The organism is Hymenobacter defluvii, assembly GCF_017589435.1.
In the GTDB taxonomy this organism is placed as follows: domain Bacteria; phylum Bacteroidota; class Bacteroidia; order Cytophagales; family Hymenobacteraceae; genus Hymenobacter; species Hymenobacter profundi.
This window is the reverse complement of the sequence record NZ_JAGETX010000001.1, coordinates 1-16539: the sequence shown is the minus strand read 5'-3', so window position 1 is coordinate 16539 and position 16539 is coordinate 1. Positions and strand designations below refer to the sequence as shown.

The following is a 16539-nucleotide window of genomic DNA, read 5'->3' as shown; positions in this document are numbered from 1 at the left end:
ACACAGGATGAGGCACTACTGCGCAGCTATACGCCACGCCGCAGGTACCAGAGCAGGGAAAGAAAAATGCGCAACACGACTGTTGCGGCGGGTAGGCGGCGGACTGCTTACTTTCCCGGCCGGGGCGGCCGCCTACCCGTATCAGTTGCAGTCCGCGGCATTTTCAACCATCGCCTACCCCTGATTTAACGAAGAGGTAACATGGGGACCTCCGTTCTATCCCACCATTAGCTCAACAGCTTGACGAGGTAGGGAGAAAGCTTATGCAGAGCGCTGTTCATCTGGTTGCGCACGGTTTGCTCAGACGTAGCGAAGCGCTCAGCAATTTCCTTCACCGAAAAATCGTGGAGCATGCTTAGCAGAAACACTTCTTTTTCCTTAGGCGGTAGCGCCTGGGCCTGTGCCTGCACGGCGGCCAGCGTATCGTGGCTCACGAGGTGCTTCAGGGTAAGCTCGGCGCTGGCTTCTTGGGCGGCGCCAAAGTGCTGTAAGTGACGGCTGCGGATGTCGGCGTCGCGGAAGCGGGTGAGGATTTTCTTGCGCAGTGCGCCCAGCAGGTAGCCCTGGGCGTTGGTTTGCACGTGCAGCTGGGCGCGGTTGGCCCACAGGTCGCAGAATAGCTCCTGGGTGATATCCTCGGCGTCGGGGGCGTGGCGCAACACCTTATGGGCGTACCGGTACAACTCCCGCCAGTGCGCTTCGAACAGCTGCTCGAAGGCTTGGTAGTCGTTGGTGCGGATTCGCTCCAGTAGCTCAAGTAGGGTATCAGTAGCCACAGCGCATTCTTTGCGCCAAAGGTAGAAGGCCATGCATGCGATAAGAGGGGCGATACGCAGATATCACACAGGCTTTACCGCCCGGTAACACGACCGTAACACAGCCAAAAGGAGGCGCTAGGTCCGACAACCGTTGGTAACAATTACTTGATAACGGCGAAATATATACGACACAACGCGAGCCTTCCTTTGTGGCGTCCAAAGACCTCCCGGAGCTACTCCGCCGCGAATAGCCACCGCAAAACCGCTTGCGACCTACGCAGATTTAGTTCGATAAATCATTAGTAAACAGCCTTATCCGATTACACTACCACGAATCTTGTTGGTGGTTTTCGCTGATTTGCTTGCTCTGCGCGCTGATACGTTTCGGGGGTCTTTTTGTTTCCGCCACTTCTCTCTGCTTCTATGCCAAAACACGTACAGCTACGACCACACCGAGCCGCAGGCAAGCGGACGGTTGTAACGCTTGTTGCCCTGAGTTTAGCGGGTTCGGCCGTGGCCGCCCGGCCCCTACCCTACTCGCATGGCCAGCCAGCAACGGAAGCGCTTCCGCTGCTGGTTGCTACCCCGGTTACCGGCCGCATCACCGACAAAGCCGGCCAGCCCCTACCCGGCGTGACGGTACTGGTGAAGGGTACCAACACGGGCACGACTACTGATACCGACGGCCGTTTTCAGCTGACCGTAGAAGACCCTACGCAGGCGGTCTTGGTGGTATCATTTATCGGCTACGAAAAGCAGGAGCTGCGCGTGGCCGACCAAACGGATTTCACCATTACGCTCTCCGATGCCACTACCGGTCTGGATGAGGTGGTCGTAATCGGCTACGGCACAGCGAAGCGCGAAAACGTGACCACGGCCATTGCTACCCTGCCCAACCCCGAAAAACAGGCCCAGCGCCCTATCTCCACGGTGCAGGATATGTTGCAGGGCAATGTGGCCGGTGTGACGGTGGTGCAAAACGGCGGCGACCCCTCGGCCACGGCGCGGGTAGTAATTCGCGGAGCGGGCTCGATTAATGCCGAAGACCCACTGTATGTGGTGGACGGCATGCCCTATTACGGCGGGCCAATTAACCCCAACGATATTGCCAGCCTCACGGTGTTGAAAGACGCGGCCGCGGCCGCCATTTATGGTGCGCAGGCTGCTTCGGGCGTTATCGTCATCACCACCAAGAGCGGTAAGGCTGGCGTGCCCCGCGTGACCATCGACACGTACCAGGGCTGGCAGTCAGCCTACAAGCTGCCCCACGCCCTGAACGCCGCCGAGCAGGCCGCCGCCTACAACCAAGCCGCCGACAACGCCGGGGTAGGCCGCCCCGCCGCCCACGACGCCACTAAGAACCCCTGGGGTCAGATCACGCGCACCGACTGGATAGACGAGATTTTCCGCACCGGCAGCATCTACAACCTGAACGCCACCGTGAGCGGGGGCAACGAGCGCGGCCGCTTCCTGACCTCCTTCGGCTACCACAACCGCGAGGGGTTGCTGCTGAATACCAATCTGAAGCGCTACACCCTGCGCCTGAAATCGGACTACGACATCAGCCCCAAGATTACGGTGGGCCAAAACGTGTACGTGAACCAGCGCAATGCCCGCGGCACCAACACCAGCAGCAGCTACTCGGGCAGCATCATCAACGCCATTTATATGCCCTCGGCAGCACCCGTGCGCAACGAGGACGGCACGTTTGGGGGCGTCACGCCGATGTCGCCGGCACCGGAGTTCAAATTTGCTGGTGCCTACGGCGACGTGTACAACCCGGTGGCCCTACTGAAGCGTCCTACCGTGAACAGCCCGTTGCTGAACCTGAATGGCATTGGTTACGTGGAGTACAACCCGCTGAACAATCTAAAATTCCGTAGCAGCTTCAGCCTGGATTTGCAGCGCGAGTCCTACAAGCGCTTCGACCCGCGCATTCCGGAGCCGGGCCGCTCCAACACCATGAACTACCTGACCCAGAGCCAGGGCGACCGGCGCCGCTGGATTTGGGACAACCAGGTGAGCTACCAGAAAACGCTGGGCAAGCACTTCTTCGACCTCACGGCCGTATACTCGGCCCAGCGCACCAACTACGAGTACTACTCGGTGCAGGCGCAGAACTTCGACCGCGAAGACGACTGGTACCAGTACATCGGCAACGCCAAGGAGTTTGTGCAGCGCCCTACCAGCGACGTGTGGCAGGACGCCCTTACCTCGGCCATCGGCCGCCTCACCTACAGCTACGACGACCGCTACTTCCTGACCGGCAGCGTACGCCGCGACCAGACCTCGCGCCTCTCGCGCTACAACTCCGACTACTTCCCGGCCATTTCCGGTGCCTGGAAGATTTCTTCGGAGTCATTTTTCCACGTGGCACCCATTCAAACCCTGAAGCTGCGCGGCTCGTGGGGGCAAATCGGCAACATTCAGTCGGTGGCCTACTACGCCTACAACGTGCCGCTCGTAACGGGGCAGTCCTACCTGGGCAGCACGCCGGGGTACAGCACGGGCTATTATATTAATAAGCAGTCGAATCCCAACCTGAAATGGGAGCGGTCCGAGACGTTTGACGTGGGCCTGGACATGGGTATGCTGGATAATCGCCTGACCATCACCGCCGATTACTTTCAGAAATACACCCGCGGCCTGATCTTCGCCGTGGCGCCCAACACCAGCGCCGGGGTAGGCGAAGGCGCTACTTCCAACGTGGGCACTGTGCTGAACAAGGGCGTGGAGTTGGGTATTGGCTACAACGACCAGGTAGGCGACTTCCGCTACCAGCTGAACGGCAACATTGCTACCCTCAAAAACCGCGTGCAGGACCTCGACGGCTACGGCGCCGACTTCATCCAGCACGGCGACAACGTGCGTAGTCAGCTTTACCCCTACCGCTCGGCGCCGGGGCAGCCGCTATATTCCTATTATTTGATTCCCAACGAAGGCCTGTTCCAGTCGGCGCAGGAGGTGGCGGCCTACACCAACGGCGAGGGCAAGCAGATTCAGCCCAACGCCAAGCCCGGCGACCTGAAGTTCCGCGATGTGAACGGCGACGGCCGCATTGACGACAACGACCGGGTATACAAAGGCAACGGCATGCCCAAGCTCACCTACGGCCTCACGCTGGGCGGGCAGTGGAAAGGCTTCGACCTGAGCATGTTCTGGCAGGGCGTGAGCGGCGTGGAGCTGTTCAACGCCTACAAGTTCTCGACCTACAACGCCGGCCTGCAAGGCTACAACCTCGACCGCCGCGTGCTGAACGCCTGGACGCCGGAGAACACCGACACCGACATCCCGCGCCTCTCCACCAACGACGCCAACCAGAACTTCAGCCGTGTATCGGACTGGTACCTGGAAAACGGCTCCTACCTGCGCCTGAAAAACCTGAGCATCGGTTACACCCTACCCGCCGCTCTTACGGACCGCGTGCGGACCGGCGCCAGCCTGCGCTTCTACGCCACCGCCGAAAATCTGGTAACCTTCACCAAGTACTCCGGCCTCGACCCCGAGGTAGGCGGCATCGGTCTCGACGTGGGCACCTACCCCCTCCCGCGCACTTTCACCATTGGTTTGAATTTGGGGATTTAGTAGTCACCCCACCCCCCCGGCCCCCTCTCCCGGAGGGGAGGGGGCCGGGGGGGTGGGGTCCACACCAGCACAACTCTCATGAAACGCACATACGCTACCCTTCTCTTTACCTCGCTCCTCCTCGGTGTCGCTACCAGCTGCCAGGACGAGTTCACTGACCTCACGCCCCAGGGCACCATCACGGACGCCAACTTCTGGAAAACCGACGCCGACGCGGTGGCCGCTTCCAACGCGCTGTACACCTACATGCGCGACGACGACATGTTTGGGCGCGGGTTTTTCTGGCTGATTAATGCCTCCGATGACATGGTGACCGGCCGCGTGCGGGCCACCGCCGCCAACGTGCGCAACTTTACGGCCACCGGCAACGAGGGCGACACCAACAAGATGTACGGCTACTCCTACCGGGTTATCCGCCGCTGCAACGAGATTCTGAAGAACGTGCCCGGTATGAGCATCAGCGAGAGCCTGAAAAACCGGGTGCTGGGTGAGGCCTACTTCATGCGGGCTTTCACCTACTTCCACATTGCTACCCGCTACGGCGACCAGCGCGCCGGCGTGCCCATCGTAACGGTGGACAACATGGACCAGAACGAGTTTCCGCGTCCTGCCAGCGTGGTAGAAAACTACCAGTTGATGGAGCAGGACTTCAAGAAAGCTGCCGAGCTGCTGCCGCTGGTCACCGCGTATTCCGGCGCCGATTTGGGTAGGGCGCATAAGGACGCAGCCATGGCTTATCTCACCAAAACCTACGCTTTCTGGGCGCAGTACGACAAGAGCAAGTGGGCCGAAGCCGAGAAGGCTGCCGATGCCGTGGCCAATTCCGGCTCGGGTAGGGCACTGCTGAACACCGGCCAGCCGCAGCAGGACTTCCACAGCGTGTTCACCATTCCCAACAACTGGTCCACGGAGTACATTTGGTCGGTGGTGTCGGGCAAGCAGGATGGGAGCATTTTGCCGGGCGTGCTGCTCGAAAACAAGGGCTGGGGCCAGTACAACGGCTGGGGCTACTTCCAGCCTACCCTGGAGTTGTACCAGGAGTTTGAGGCCAACGACCCGCGCCTGAAAGCCACTATTCTCACCTTCGGCGACGAGTTTACCTACCTGGGCGCCACCAAGCGCTACTCGTCTACCAACTCGCTCACGGGCTTTCAGTTCAGCAAGTACATGCAGCCCTACGAAACACCAGTGGCTGCCCACCTGAACGCCAACGGCGACAAGCCCACCACCGACCTGAACGTGCCGCTGATGCGCTACGCCGAGGTGCTGCTGCTGAAAGCCGAAGCCCAGATCATGCAGGGCAAGAGCGGCGACGCGGCCCTGAACGCCGTGCGTAGCCGTGCTGGCCTTACCCCCAAAACCGGCGCTACCCTCGCCGACCTCAAGCACGAGCGCCGCGTGGAGCTGGCCGGCGAGTTTGCCGACCGCCACGCCGACCTCGTGCGCTGGGGCGACGCCCGGGCCACCTACGCCAAGCCCCAGCACGGCCGCCAGTACGCCGACCAATCTAATCCTGCTTCCACTTATAAGGTAGTAGAAGTGTGGCCCGCCCGCACTTTCAACCCCGCCATCCACCACGTGTGGCCCATCCCCCCTACTGACCTTGCCAACTCAAAGATTGCGCAGAATCAGGGGTGGTAGATGCCCAAACGTTGTAGAGTCGATTGATGTAGAGATGCATACTTGCGTCTCGTCGTTGAACGTCACCGCTCAGATCGTTCAACGGCGAGACGCAAGTATGCATCTCTACATCGTTCTTATGCAGTACATGATAAAAACCATTGCCTCCGCCAGCCTAAGCCTGCTGTTCGCCACCGCCGTCCACGCCCAAACGCCGCGCTTTCAACCCGCGCCACCACTGGAGCAGGGCCATTCTCACAACGACTATTGGCGCCCGCACCCACTATTTGATGCCTTGCAACTATGCTTTAAGAGCGTGGAAGCCGATGTATTCCTGATTGACAGCACCTTGCAGGTAGGCCACGAGCGCGCCGCTCTGCGCCCCGACCGGACCCTGCAAAGCCTCTACCTCGACCCGTTGCGCCAGCTCAGCGGCCAGCACTATACAAAGCCTGCCGAGCTGTGGCTGTACGTTGATATCAAGAACGATGGTCCCGCTACCTACGCCCGGCTGCAACAGGTACTCAGCCGCTACCGCGTACTGCTCTCGACACCGCAGCAGCCCCGCCCCGGCGGCGTGCGCGTCATCCTGACGGGCGACTACCCCCGCCAACAGGTTCTCGCCGACCCCAACCGGCTGGTGTTCCTCGACGGCCAGCTCACCGACTTACAGCCTGACCTCGCCGCCGCCATTCCCGCCGTTAACGGCAACTGGAAGAAAACCTTCCGTTGGGATGGGGTAGGAAAGATGCCCGCCGCCGAAGTGGCCCGCCTACGTCAGCTCAACGACCAGGCCGTGCGCACTGGCCAGAAAGTACGGTTCTGGGATTTGCCCGCCGCTACGGCTGCCCAGCGTCAGGCCGTGTGGCGGGAGTTGCTGCGCTACCCCGCCCTTCTCGTCGGTGCCGATGAGCTGACGGAGCTAAAGGAAGTCATTGACGCGCAACGCGGCTCCGCTCCGTACAAGTAGTATCTTTTGTAGCCCTTCCTCTCCAGCTTGCCATGATTTCTTCACGCTACCTCCTACTGCTTAGCGGTAGTCTGTCCCTGTGTGCTTGCGGATCTTCTCAGTCACAGTCGCCGCCGTCCCGCATTGCCGTGATTGAAGCTATCAAGCACCTGCCTGCCCAAGTTTCGAAGGCTGATGAGCCGTTGTATAAGCGCGAGTATCAGTCGCCTGGCCCCTACCCTGTGCCAGACTTGGTGCCCTATGCTGGTCCGCGCAAGCCTATCAAGAACATCATTCTGATGATTGGCGACGGCATGGGACCAGCGCAGGTTACGGGCGGGTTGCTAGCCAACCACGGCCGCTTATTTATGCAGCAGGCGCAGGCCACGGGCTTCAGCATCACCCAAAACGAGTACGGCAAGATTACTGACTCGGCAGCCAGCGCTACAGCTATGGCTACTGGCCACAAAACCTACAACGCTGCCATTGGCGTGGACTCGCTGGGGCATGAGTTCCGCTCTATTATGTGGGATGCGCGGGAGCACGGCAAATCCACCGGCATGGTAGTGGCCTGCGAGCTGACCGACGCTACTCCCGCCTGCTTCGCCGTGACCCATCCCAACCGCAACGACCAGGAAGCCATTGCTGCCAAGTACCTTTCAGCTCCCATCGACTTCATGTACGCCGGCGGCCTGCGCTACTTCACCCAGCGCCAGGACCACGCCGATTTGCTACCGCAGTGGCGCCAAAAAGGCTATCAGGTAGTCACCAAACCCAGCGACATAGCTACCATCACCGGCCCCAAAGCCGTGGCCCTGCTTGCCGAAAATGGCCCACCCGCTGTGGCCGAACGCACCGCCGCCTACATCAACCAAGGCGTGGACAAAGCGCTGGAAGTGCTCAGCAAGAATGACAAGGGATTTTTTCTGATGATAGAAGGCTCGCAGATCGACGACGCCGGTCACTTCAACAACGCTACCCAAAACGTGCAAGAAGTATTGGACTTCGACCAGCAGGTAGGCAAGGCGTTCCGGTTTGCGGCCGCCAACGGCGAAACCCTCGTCATTGTGACGGCCGACCACGAAACCGGCGGCTATAGCATTGTGGGCGGCAGTTCAACGAGCGGCAAGATAGCGGCCAATTTTGCTACTAATAAGCACTCCGCCGTGATGGTGCCCGTGTTTGCCTATGGAGTAGGCAGCGAGTTATTCACGGGTATGTATGAGAACACCGAAATCTATTATCGAATTAAAAAAGCACTAGGCTGGAATACGGTTGAAAATAATTGATTTCGAACTTATTCAGAAAATGTGTTTAGATATAGTTAAAACGCCATCTGAGCTTATCGAAGCATGGCGTTTTAACTATATCTAAACACATTTTTTATTTATCAAATTATGATGATTCTCAAGAATGTTTATTGTTTAAATAATATAAAATACAATAGAGTAAGGATGGTAAAATAGATATTTGCTCAAGCTCTATTCTATTCACCTTTCAAGCGCTTGAGCATGAAACATTCCTTACCCTTCCTTTCCGCCATTGCCGCCACGCTATCGTTGGCTTCTTGCGACAAGCAGGAAATTATGGCCCCTGCTGCCGGACCCGGCGCCACTGCTACTACCCAGTCAGCCGTGGCCTACTCCTTGAATAATTGGATGGGAGCCGTTGACGCTAACCTGTCTCTGTCGCAATTGAGCATTCCCGGCACCCACGACTCGGGGGCACGGTTTGAGCCGATTTCTGGTACGGCTAAATGCCAAACCTTGACCATCGGGGAGCAGCTCACGGCTGGGGTACGCTTCCTCGACATTCGCTGCCGCCACATCGACAACAGCTTTGCCATCCATCATGGTGCTGTGTACCAAAACCTGAACTTCGACGATGTGCGTGCGGCCTGCCTGGCCTTTTTGCAGGCCAACCCCACGGAGTGTATCATCATGTCAATCAAGGAGGAACACACGCCCAGCAACAATACCCGCACCTTCGAGCAGACGCTGAACACCTACCTGCAACAGAACCCCGACAAGTGGTACCTGAGCGCTACCGTGCCCACGCTAGGACAAGTGCGCGGTAAGATTGTGCTGCTCCGTCGCTTCTCTGCTACTACTACCCCGAAGGGCATCGACGCTACCGCCTGGGCTGATAATACCACCTTCAGCATCAATACGACGCAGGCGCAGCTGAGGGTACAAGACCAGTATAAAGTACCCGACAACGCCGCCAAGTGGACGGCTATGGCGACCCTGCTTAATGAGGCCAAGGCCGCGGCGCCTGGCCGCCTCTACCTCAACTACGCCAGCGGCTACAAGCCCGGCTTGTTTGGCATTCCCAACATCAACACGGTGGCCAACGATATCAACCCGCGCGTTTCCACCTTTTTCAGTGCACAAACTACCGGGCACTTCGGCATTATCCCAATGGATTTCGCTGAGGCCAGCCGAAATAATTTAATTGTTAAGACCAACTTCTAACAGAATTTTAAAAGCACGTTACGTGTATATTTTATACACGTAACGTGCTTTATCATTTTATTATCGCAAAGTCAATTAATTACTAATAAATAATCAATTGCAAAAGAAAAAAGCCATGCGAAATATTTTGTTTCCTTCCTGCCCGCTCACGACAACAGATAAGCCCGCGCCGCTTTCTGCGCCGCCGCAGCCTACTACCATACGCCGCCTCCTGAGCATTTCTATGGCACTACAGCTAAGTGGAGCGCCTGCCCCTACCGCCGCCACCCGAATTTTGCTGGCCCGCTACGTGGCCGGCCACCTCTCCCTCACCGACATCTTGCCTGAGCTCTGGTAGAGTGATAGTCCGGCCACGCCTGTTAGCCTATGTACCGAGTGAGAAGTCGAATACCACCCGGGAACCATCGGGCGCAATGGCCAGCACCTGAATGATGCCGTTTTGGGCGGAGAGCAAGGCCCGATCTATATCCTGGGGGCTGTCAACGGTTTTGCCGTTGATGAAGGCAATGATAGTACCGCTGGGAATCCCTACCTGGTCGAAGAAACCGCCCCGCCGGACTTCCCTTACCAACACACCTGCCTGTAGGTTCAGTTGCTGCTTTATAGCATCGGGCACGGGTGCAAAACTGGCCCCGAGCTTGTTGTAGATTTTTTCCAGATCGGCGTTGCCCCTGGCCGTAGCGGTGGCCTCTTCGCCTTTGAGCGTGGCCGAGGCAGTGCGGCGCTGCTTGTCGCGCAGATACGTGAGCTTCACCACATCGCCGGGCCGGTGCCGGGCAATCCTTTCCGAAAACTCAGCCGACGAATTCAGCTGCACACCGTCGATGCTCTGGATAACGTCGCCTTCCTGCAAGCCGGCCGCAGCCGCCGCGCTGTTGTCGAGCACTCCTGTTATATAGACACCCTTCACCACGCCCGGCTGAAGCCCCTGCTGGAGCAAATACTGCGCTTCGACGGCCGGCGCAGGGAACGACACGCCCAATAAGCCCCGCTTCACGGTACCGTACTTGCGCAAATCACCCAGAATTTTGCGGGCCAGGTTCACGGGGATGGCAAACGCGTAGCCGGCGTAGCTGCCGGTTTGCGAGGCAATAGCCGAGTTGATGCCAATCAGCTCGCCATCGGTATTTACCAGCGCACCGCCACTGTTTCCAGGGTTAATGGCCGCATCAGTCTGAATAAACGACTCGATGCCGGTGTTGCCGGAGGGTGCCGCGTAGCTGTTCTGGCTGGGCCGATTGATGATGCCGATGCTACGGGCCTTGGCACTCACAATGCCAGCCGTAACCGTGGTGTTTAGGGAAAACGGATATCCTACGGCCACTACCCACTCCCCTACCTGCACGTTGTCGGAGTTGCCTAGCCGGATGCTTGGCAGGCTATCGGCCTCTATTTTGAGTAGGGCCAGGTCGGTGTTCGGGTCGCGGCCAATTAGCTTGGCCGGGAACTGCCGGTTATCGGGCAACACCACTTCAATCTGCGAGGAGTTTTCTACCACGTGGTTATTGGTGGCAATGTAGCCGTTGCCGGTAATCAACACCCCCGAGCCGGACGCCATAGCCGGCCCACGCCCGGAGGGTGCACCGTAGCCCTGTCCAACCCCGGTGGAATAGCTACCGGAACCTTCGTAAGTAGTTTTGATGTGGACTACCGCCGGCGTGGCGGCCTTGGAAGCCTTTACGAAGTTACCCATGCCGCCGGCGGTTGCACTGGCAGGGGTGTCGTCTGACGTGGGAGTGGCTCTTACGGTATCGTCTGCAAAAAACGCGGTGGTGTTGCGCTCGTTGGTATCCCTGCTCTCCTCCTGGTCTTGTCTGTTGGTGCAGCTTACAGCTGCTAACTGCGCCAGGTAGAGGCTACTAAGAAGTAAAAGAGTCGCTGATTTTCTCATGAAATTGGTACTGTGTATAGCCCTGAAACCTCCTGTCTGACTCGAGTGCCAAGCAAGAGCTACCCATACCTGAGATAGAGGCTAACCATCTGAACGCAATTTCTTCTGTATAGGGTGCGTCTGTTAGATAAGGTAGGGAAGTACTATTCAGCATAGGTGAACAGCTTACAATTATCTTTTTCAACTATAAAGTACAGTTTACCAACATAACAGAGCCAGAAGAAATGGGTTCGGGAGATACGTACTATAACTCCCTGTATTTAAGCATACAAGCTTTTATATAAGAAGTCACTATTCTAAGGAGGGATCTACTTAATAGGGCGCAAATAGATGAATAATGAATATTATTATAATACAATTACAACTTGATTTATAGATAGTTAGAAGCACTTAAATGTTATCATTATATAAAGTAGCCTATTTTTTCTCTATTTCCTGCAACCTATTAGAGCTAATCAAGTATATGGACTCAGATGTTGAATCAATATGATTTATCACAGATACTATTCTAAAGTCAAATATAATAGTCATATTTTTTAACAAATAAACTATATTTGCCTCAGTATTAGTGATTCATCATTAACAGTACTACTTCCGACCTTTCCTTAGTCCATACCACCCAGGATTGCTTCAGTCGCCAACCTTTCATTTTGATGTATGGAACGTTACACTTACTACAGTAACTCACAAAGGCTCATTTTACCCATCGTTGACAGCCTGATTATTTTCGGGGTTTTTCGCTTGACGGCGCACCAACTGCTAGGCACTTGGCAGTTCGACGGGTACTACTCGCTGTTTTTTGCGGTGTTTGCCCTGCTCTGGTGGATTATCTCGGGTCAGTACGCTAATATCTACCGCGTCGACCGGCTGATTTCTTACCCGGAGAAGCTGCGCAACCTGCTACTGGCCTTCATGATTCATGCCGCCGTGCTGATGTCCGGCGCTCTGGTTTTGAAGGTGTACTGGCTGCCCATGTCCTACCTGATGGCCATGTATGGCGCTATGATGGTGGGTATTGTAGCAGGTCGTTTCCTGCTAGCCTTCCTACGTCGCACTTACCAGCAGCACTTTGCCCGCCCGCACAGCCGCTTCGTTATTGCAGGCACTAGCAGCAGCGCCCGGCAGCTTCAGGAGTTTCTGACCGTGCACGACCCAGTAGGCAACCAGTTCATGGGCTTCTTCACCGACGATACTGTGCCCCAGGGTATGGAGCACATGATGCGCGGCGGCGTTGATAACCTGAAGGACTTTTGCAAGCAGAATCAGATTGACGAAATCTACTTTGCTATGCCACTGGACCAGCACGACCTGATCCAGGACCTCTCGGGCTTTGCCGACGACCACTTCATTTCTTTCCGCATTATTCCCGACTTCCAGGGCACCATGCGGCAGGACATCAACGTGTACTACTACAACCACCTGCCTATTCTGACCGTGCGTCAGCATCCACTGGGCTTCCGGCCCAACCAGTTGATGAAGCGTGCCTTTGATATTGCCTTCTCGGGTGCGGTTATCTTGCTTGCTTTCCCGATTATCATGCCTATCCTGGCGCTGATCATTAAGCTGGATTCGAAAGGCCCTGTGTTTTTCAAGCAGATGCGTCCCGGCAAGCGGAACCAGCTATTCCCATGCTACAAGCTGCGCACCATGCGCACGGATATGGTAGTGGAGCTACAGGCAACGAAAGGTGATGCTCGTATCACCCGTGTAGGTCAGTTCTTGCGCAAGACCAGCCTCGACGAGCTGCCACAGTTCTTCAACGTACTGTTGGGCCACATGTCAGTGGTAGGGCCACGCCCTAACATGGTGTCGCAGCTGGAAGAATACTCCAAGCAGATTCGTACGTATCCGATGCGTCACACCGTAACGCCGGGTATCACGGGCTACGCTCAGGTAAACGGTTACCGCGGCGAGACCCGCGCCGATGGCGCCATGGAGAAGCGCGTGGAGTACGACCTGAAATACGTAGAGAACTGGTCGTTCCTACTCGATCTGAAAATCATTGGTAAGACGGTTTGGAACATGGTACACGGCGAAGAAAACGCCTACTAGATTTCCTGCGCCTCCTGCTTTCGTATGTTACCCAAACGTCTTGTTTTAAATTCCGGCATCTCCACGGGCACTTTCCCAGAGTTTGTCGATACCATTCTGCAATTGGGCGCGGCCCGCACCTCGGCCTACGTATGTTGCGCTAATGTGCACATGCTGGTAGAAGCCCACCGTGACGCTGAGTTTCGCCAGGTACTAGCTGATGCCGATGTGGTAACGCCCGATGGCAGCCCCGTAGCCGGGGCCGTAGGGTGGTTCCACGGCAAGCGCCAGGAGCGCGTGGCTGGTATGGACCTCACTCCTGCCCTACTGGCCGAAGCTGAACGTCGTGGGCAATCGGTATACTTCTATGGTACTACGGATGCCGTCCTAGCTAAAATCAGGGAGCGGATTGAGCGTGAGCTGCCTAATTTGCGCATTGCGGGTATGGTGTCTCCTCCCTTCCGCAAGCTGACGCCAGAAGAAGAAGAAGCGCACGTAGCTGCCATCAACAAAGCTGACCCCGACCTGCTCTTTGTAGCCTTAGGTTGCCCGCGCCAGGAAAAATGGATGGCCGCCCACCGGGGCCGTATCAAAGCCTGCATGCTGGGGGTAGGACAAGCCTTCCTGACCTACGCTGGCCTGGAGCAACGCCTACCTGCCTGGGCACGGCGCTTGTGGCTGGAATGGGCCTACCGCCTGTGGCTGGAGCCGCGCCGCCTATGGCGCCGCTACTTGATTACCAACTCACACTTCATCTACCTGATAGCCCGCAAGGCACTAGCCCGTAGCTAGATAATAAGTATTCTACCTCTCTAAGTAGACACAAAAAAAGGTCGTCCGTTTGGACGACCTTTTTTTGTGTAGCTACTGGTTGATTAGCGGCTAATCACCAAGCGCTTGGTGTAGTTGTGCCCAGGACCAGCTACACGCAACACGTAGTTACCAATTGGCAGGTTTGCCGTAGACAGTGGCAAATAGTTACTGCCACTCACCACCGACTGCACGTAATGCGCTATTTCCTGACCTTGCAAGTTGAGTATGCTGATAGTGACACTACCTGCTTGCTCGAAGGGAGCTGCAATGGTCGTCTGCACGTTGGCTGGATTCGGGAAGACGCTGAATTCCGTTACGCTTGCGGCAACATTGTTTTCGGCACCCGTAACGGATAGCCCCGAGACGGTGCTGTTGCTGCTGCTTACGGCGCTAAAGCTGTTCTGTACGCGTACCAGCTCCACATCGTCAAAGTAGAGCCACTGCCCGCCGGCACCGGCCTTCGAATACACGCCTACCTCGCACTGCCCGTTTGTAACTTGAATGCCGCTTATTTCTATCTGCGTCCAGTTGTTGTTGGCACCGATATTAGCCGTGCGCGCGGCCCCGCCGTAGTTCCGGGCCTGTAGCTGTACGGTGTTCTGCCCGCCGCTGCACTTGGCCCATACCCGCAAGGTATAGGTACCGTTGGCCAGTCCGCTCACCATCTGGTAAGTATACACCTCGTAGGCCTCGGGCCGGTAGTGCGTGATGTGGTACAGCCCCGAGTGTGCCCCCGGATAAATTTCTGTGTAGTCGGCGTTGTCGCTGCTGCCGTTGCCAGGCGTCGTGCTCCAGCGGCTAGGGGTTTGGGTAGGGAATAAGTTATCGTCGAAGCTTGCGTTCAGGACAGTGTTGCTACCCTCGCTGGTGCCACCACTGGTCTGTGCTACGAATTCCACATCGTCGAAGTAGATCCACTGCCCACCGCCACCGGCGTTGGAGTAGAAGCCAATCTCGCACTCGCCTTTGCTGACGGTGATGTCCTTTATCTCCACCTGCGTCCAGTTGCCATTCACTCCGCCGTTCGTGGCCCCAATGCTAGCCGTGCGCTGGCTGCCGCCGTAGTTCTTCACCAGCATTTGCGCTGCGTTCTGTCCGCCGACCCCTTTCACCCAAGCGCGCAGTGTGTACTGGCCCGCGGGCAGGTTGCGCAGGGTCTGGTAGGTGTAGACCTCGTAGCTACCCGGCCGGTAGTGCGTGCCGTGGTAAGTGCCCGTGCGGGCCGTGGGGTAGGTCTCGGTGTAGGAGGCGTTTGTGCCCGTGCCGTTCCCGGTCCACGTCTGCCAGCCCGTGGGCGACTCTGTGCCCCGGCCATCGGCGTCGAAGCTCGGGTTCACCACGTAGTTGCTACCCGTAGACGGTGCCGGCGCGCTTGGTGTAGGTAGTACCACTGTGCCCACTACTGTAACTGTTACGGCGCTGGAAGTGGTAGTAGCCCCGTCATCGTCCGTTGCTACGGCCGTCAACGACAGCGTACCGATGCCAACTGGCTTCCAGCTAAGCTGATAAGGCGCTGATGTCTTCTCTCCTATCTTAGTGGTGCCGCTATAAAACTCTACCTTTCTAATAGAGCCATCCGAGTCGCCGGTGTTGGCCGTTAGCGTTAGAGAATTGCCGAGCGTCAGGTTGTTGACTGTAGCGCTCAGGGCTACTTTTGGAGACGCGTTGGGTACTGCAGGTGTACCAGATTGCGCTACGAATTCCACATCGTCGAAGTAGATCCACTGCCCACCGCCACCGGCGTTGGAGTAGAAGCCAATCTCGCACTCGCCTTTGCTGACGGTGATGTCCTTTATCTCCACCTGCGTCCAGTTGCCATTCACTCCGCCGTTCGTGGCCCCAATGCTAGCCGTGCGCTGGCTGCCGCCGTAGTTCTTCACCAGCATTTGCGCTGCGTTCTGTCCGCCGACCCCTTTCACCCAAGCGCGCAGTGTGTACTGGCCCGCGGGCAGGTTGCGCAGGGTCTGGTAGGTGTAGACCTCGTAGCTACCCGGCCGGTAGTGCGTGCCGTGGTAAGTGCCCGTGCGGGCCGTGGGGTAGGTCTCGGTGTAGGAGGCGTTTGTGCCCGTGCCGTTCCCGGTCCACGTCTGCCAGCCCGTGGGCGACTCTGTGCCCCGGCCATCGGCGTCGAAGCTCGGGTTCACCACGTAGTTGCTACCCGTCGATGGTGCTGGTACACTCGGCGTGGTATCTCCATCTCCATCCTCGGGCCCGACGGTGATGTTGCGCTGCTGTAGCTTTTGCTGCCAGCGCACGTCCTCGCCCCGCTCCGTGTCCACCGTCACCGGGTTGGGCAAGGCCTCCACCGCGCAGCTCGCGCACGCCCCCGGACTCATGTCCAGCCGGCCGTTCTGCCCCCCCTTGCTCATGTACCCCACCACCGTACGCTCCACCCGGTTGTTGAAGAACACGTTGCCC

12 protein-coding genes are annotated in these 16539 nt (G+C 57.4%); 9 read left to right on the top strand and 3 right to left on the bottom strand.

Annotated elements, in window-relative coordinates:
• The first annotated feature begins 66 nt into the window (after positions 1-66).
• On the top strand, positions 67-189 hold the full coding sequence (locus tag J4D97_RS23690; protein WP_279592399.1) for a hypothetical protein: 123 nt from the start codon (positions 67-69) through the stop codon (positions 187-189).
• 38 nt (positions 190-227) lie between these two features.
• Here the strand turns inward: J4D97_RS23690 and J4D97_RS00055 are convergent, their stop codons facing one another.
• Positions 228-809, bottom strand: coding sequence for an RNA polymerase sigma factor (locus tag J4D97_RS00055; RefSeq protein ID WP_208305851.1), 582 nt, complete (start codon positions 807-809; stop codon positions 228-230).
• Between the two features lie 372 nt (positions 810-1181).
• On the opposite strand from J4D97_RS00055, the gene J4D97_RS00050 reads away from it, so the two are divergent.
• The 6 genes from J4D97_RS00050 to J4D97_RS00025 all read left to right on the top strand — a co-directional run bounded on the left by J4D97_RS00050 (position 1182) and on the right by J4D97_RS00025 (position 9723).
• Complete coding sequence (locus J4D97_RS00050) at positions 1182-4343, top strand: SusC/RagA family TonB-linked outer membrane protein (protein WP_208305850.1); 3162 nt, start codon at positions 1182-1184, stop codon at positions 4341-4343.
• Between the two features lie 78 nt (positions 4344-4421).
• The gene (locus J4D97_RS00045) at positions 4422-5984 is read left to right on the top strand and encodes a RagB/SusD family nutrient uptake outer membrane protein (protein WP_208305849.1); all 1563 of its coding nucleotides are present in this window, start codon (positions 4422-4424) and stop codon (positions 5982-5984) included.
• 118 nt (positions 5985-6102) lie between these two features.
• Positions 6103-6933 carry a hypothetical protein gene (locus J4D97_RS00040; RefSeq protein ID WP_208305848.1) on the top strand — a complete coding sequence of 277 codons (831 nt, stop codon included), beginning with the start codon at positions 6103-6105 and terminating at the stop codon, positions 6931-6933.
• A gap of 32 nt (positions 6934-6965) precedes the next feature.
• The gene (locus J4D97_RS00035; RefSeq protein WP_208305847.1) at positions 6966-8201 is read left to right on the top strand and encodes an alkaline phosphatase; all 1236 of its coding nucleotides are present in this window, start codon (positions 6966-6968) and stop codon (positions 8199-8201) included.
• Between the two features lie 222 nt (positions 8202-8423).
• Positions 8424-9386, top strand: coding sequence for a phosphatidylinositol-specific phospholipase C (locus J4D97_RS00030; protein WP_208305846.1), 963 nt, complete (start codon positions 8424-8426; stop codon positions 9384-9386).
• 115 nt (positions 9387-9501) lie between these two features.
• Positions 9502-9723 carry a hypothetical protein gene (locus J4D97_RS00025; RefSeq protein WP_208305845.1) on the top strand — a complete coding sequence of 74 codons (222 nt, stop codon included), beginning with the start codon at positions 9502-9504 and terminating at the stop codon, positions 9721-9723.
• 27 nt (positions 9724-9750) lie between these two features.
• On the opposite strand, the gene J4D97_RS00020 is transcribed toward J4D97_RS00025, so the two are convergent.
• A complete protein-coding gene (locus J4D97_RS00020; RefSeq protein WP_208305844.1) occupies positions 9751-11079 on the bottom strand; it encodes a trypsin-like peptidase domain-containing protein in 1329 nt (442 codons plus the stop codon).
• Positions 11080-11934: 855 nt separating this feature from the next.
• Here J4D97_RS00020 and J4D97_RS00015 point away from each other — a divergent pair.
• Together J4D97_RS00015 and J4D97_RS00010 are read left to right on the top strand one after the other, a co-directional pair.
• Positions 11935-13329, top strand: coding sequence for an undecaprenyl-phosphate glucose phosphotransferase (locus tag J4D97_RS00015; RefSeq protein WP_185282989.1), 1395 nt, complete (start codon positions 11935-11937; stop codon positions 13327-13329).
• A 24-nt stretch (positions 13330-13353) separates the two neighbouring features.
• Complete coding sequence (locus J4D97_RS00010; RefSeq protein ID WP_208305843.1) at positions 13354-14100, top strand: WecB/TagA/CpsF family glycosyltransferase; 747 nt, start codon at positions 13354-13356, stop codon at positions 14098-14100.
• A gap of 83 nt (positions 14101-14183) precedes the next feature.
• Here the strand turns inward: J4D97_RS00010 and J4D97_RS00005 are convergent.
• A partial coding sequence (locus tag J4D97_RS00005; protein WP_208305842.1) for a T9SS type A sorting domain-containing protein occupies positions 14184-16539 on the bottom strand: 2356 nt, incomplete at its 5' end.

Coding starts and splice junctions, on each gene's coding strand:
- J4D97_RS00035 (WP_208305847.1), top strand. CDS start 6,966: ATGATTTCTTCACGCTACCTCCTACTGCTTAGCGGTAGTCTGTCCCTG.
- J4D97_RS00010 (WP_208305843.1), top strand. CDS start 13,354: ATGTTACCCAAACGTCTTGTTTTAAATTCCGGCATCTCCACGGGCACT.
- J4D97_RS23690 (WP_279592399.1), top strand. CDS start 67: ATGCGCAACACGACTGTTGCGGCGGGTAGGCGGCGGACTGCTTACTTT.
- J4D97_RS00020 (WP_208305844.1), bottom strand. CDS start 11,079: ATGGGTAACTTCGTAAAGGCTTCCAAGGCCGCCACGCCGGCGGTAGTC.
- J4D97_RS00050 (WP_208305850.1), top strand. CDS start 1,182: ATGCCAAAACACGTACAGCTACGACCACACCGAGCCGCAGGCAAGCGG.
- J4D97_RS00040 (WP_208305848.1), top strand. CDS start 6,103: ATGCAGTACATGATAAAAACCATTGCCTCCGCCAGCCTAAGCCTGCTG.
- J4D97_RS00030 (WP_208305846.1), top strand. CDS start 8,424: ATGAAACATTCCTTACCCTTCCTTTCCGCCATTGCCGCCACGCTATCG.
- J4D97_RS00015 (WP_185282989.1), top strand. CDS start 11,935: ATGGAACGTTACACTTACTACAGTAACTCACAAAGGCTCATTTTACCC.
- J4D97_RS00055 (WP_208305851.1), bottom strand. CDS start 809: ATGGCCTTCTACCTTTGGCGCAAAGAATGCGCTGTGGCTACTGATACC.
- J4D97_RS00045 (WP_208305849.1), top strand. CDS start 4,422: ATGAAACGCACATACGCTACCCTTCTCTTTACCTCGCTCCTCCTCGGT.
- J4D97_RS00025 (WP_208305845.1), top strand. CDS start 9,502: ATGCGAAATATTTTGTTTCCTTCCTGCCCGCTCACGACAACAGATAAG.